Genomic DNA, 873 nt, shown 5'->3' with positions numbered 1-873 from the left:
TCCAGGTTCACCTGGTGGACGATGCCGGTGTTCGGCGGCACCACCTTGAAGTTCTCGAAGGCCTTCTGGCCCCAGCGCAGGAAGCTGTAGCGCTCCTGGTTGCGCTGGAACTCGATCTTGCCGTTGAGGTCCAGTGCGTCAGGGCGCCCGAACACGTCCACCTGCACGGAGTGGTCGATGACCAGCTCGGAGGGGATCAGCGGGTTGATCTGCTCGGCCTTGCCGCCGAGCTTGGTGACCGCATCGCGCATGGCGGCCAGGTCGACCACGCAGGGCACACCGGTGAAGTCCTGCAGCACCACGCGCGCGGGCATGAAGGCGATTTCGGTGTCGGGCTCGGCCTTGGGGTTCCAGCGGGCGACGGCTTCGATGTGGTCCGGGCCGACGGTCTGGCCGCCGTCCTCATGCCGGAGCAGGTTCTCCAGCAGGATCTTCATCGAGTAGGGAAGGTGGGAGATGTCGAACTTCTGGCCGAGCTTGGGAAGGCTGCAGTAGGTGTACTGCTGGCCGCCAACCTCCAGTTGGCTACGGGTGGAGAATGTATCGCTCATACAGCTGACTCCTCTTGGTACAGATGGCTTGCGATGGCGCCGGGGCGCTGCGCGGGCTTTTCAGAGCCATGGGCCCTGTCAGGTGAATACTGGTCCGAGTATGGACGAAGCATCCGCCGTCGGGCGCATGGTTTCAGGCCCCAGTTTAGGCAACGGCTTGTTGCGCGCATGTAACGGTGCCCGGCGACAGGTAGTGCCGAGCCATGCTCGGCAGGGGCATTCCCAGCACACCCATGTAGTGCCGAGCCATGCTCGGCAGGGGCTGTGCCGGTATTGCTTCAGCCGACCAATCGAACGGGTTCTGTAGGAGTCAACTGTCTTG

1 protein-coding gene is annotated in these 873 nt (G+C 63.5%); it reads right to left on the bottom strand.

Annotation, left to right across the window (positions count from 1 at the left end):
• A partial coding sequence (locus B2527_RS08820; protein WP_293707974.1) for an aconitase family protein occupies positions 1 to 551 on the bottom strand: 551 nt, incomplete at its 3' end.
• Positions 552 to 873 lie beyond the last annotated feature (322 nt).

Origin of the sequence: Stenotrophomonas sp. UBA7606 (assembly GCF_002477705.1) — a bacterium.
GTDB lineage: Bacteria > Pseudomonadota > Gammaproteobacteria > Xanthomonadales > Xanthomonadaceae > Stenotrophomonas.
The sequence above is the reverse complement of the archived record's forward strand: the minus strand, read 5'-3'. Positions and strand labels throughout refer to the sequence as shown.